Annotated in this window: 1 protein-coding gene and 1 pseudogene; both read left to right on the top strand. The window is 34.6% G+C overall.

Annotated elements, in window-relative coordinates; all coding sequences use genetic code 11:
• A pseudogene (locus tag C509_RS24545) lies at window positions 1-732 on the top strand (IS21 family transposase); the annotation flags it as partial.
• Between the two features lie 2 nt (window positions 733-734).
• Window positions 735-1,342, top strand: a 608-nt coding sequence (locus C509_RS0123075) for an ATP-binding protein (protein ID WP_018709282.1), incomplete at its 3' end; no start/stop codon positions are given.

The following is a 1,342-nucleotide window of genomic DNA, read 5'->3' as shown; positions in this document are numbered from 1 at the left end:
AGAACGGGTAACTATAAAATACACAATACAACAAAAAAGAGACCATTCGAAGTGTTCCTCCTGGAAAAGCAACACTTAAAACCAGTCTCCCAAAATATAGATATTCAAAATAACTATGAGATAAGTATAGCAAGATGTGTTCATAAGGACAATACTATTCGTTACCAATCTAATCGGTACTCTCTTCCACTTGGAACTTATAACAAATATGAAAAAGTATGTATCAAGGAAACGGAGACTAAAGAATTAGTTATTTATATACCTGATACTGGCGAAATTATTGCAAAACATTCAATTCCCGAAGGGAAAGGGATGTTAATAAAAGATAAAAAACATAGTAGGGATCGTACAAAAGGTGTTGGAGCATTCATTAATACAGTGGCTGAGAGATTTGAAGATAAAGAACTAGCCTTTAAATATTTAGAGAAGGTTAGGGAAAAAAATCCTCGTTACATTAAAGACCAGTTGCAAATCATCTTGCGCGAAACAAAAGGTATCGATAACGAAGTACGGACTAAAGCGTTAGCAGAGTGTTTAAAAAGGAAATTATACAGTGCAACTGATTTTGGCGATATCATTGCATATGTGAAACGTCAGCGCCAGGTACATGAAACAGTTATTGATAAAAAGAAAGAAGTTAAGACTTTGAACAGGCTATCAGAATGGGTTTTAGAAACAGAAGCATACAAAAGAAAAGTAGATACTTACACGGTTTTAATGGAGGTTGAATAGCGATGAGCCAAATCCAACAATTACAAGACATAATGAAAGGGTTAAGACTCGTTGAAACTGCCAAGCATCTCCCCCATTTGATCAGAGAAGCTGAGCAAAAAGACCTTTCATTTACTCAATTCCTGTTAGATGTCACTTCTTATGAGCAAACTCGAAGAGAAGAAAAGCAACTAAACAACCGATTAAAGTGGGCAACTTTTCCTTTCAGCAAAACACTTGAGGAGTTTAATTTAAAAGAACAAAAGTCTTTAAGCAACAAACAACTAAATAGATTAAAAGATTTAACTTGGATAGAACAGCTGTACAATTTGATTTTATTAGGGCCACCAGGTGTAGGTAAAACTCACCTGGCCGTAGGCCTAGGAATAGAGGCTATTAACCAAGGGTATAAAGCGATATTCACATCAATGGGAGATTTAATTCATAACCTGAAAACAGAAGAAATCACACGAAAGTCAAAAGCAAGAATGAAAAGAATTAGAGAGGCTGATTTAGTCATAATAGATGACTTAATGTTTATGGCAATGGATCAACAAGAAGCTAATATGTTCTTTCATTTAATTAATGACTTGTATAATCAGTCTTCCATTATCTTGACCTCTAATAAGGC

Source organism: Siminovitchia fordii DSM 16014 = CIP 108821 (assembly GCF_000374565.1).
Lineage (GTDB): Bacteria > Bacillota > Bacilli > Bacillales > Bacillaceae_C > Siminovitchia > Siminovitchia fordii.
This window is presented reverse-complemented; position numbering and strand designations above follow the sequence as displayed.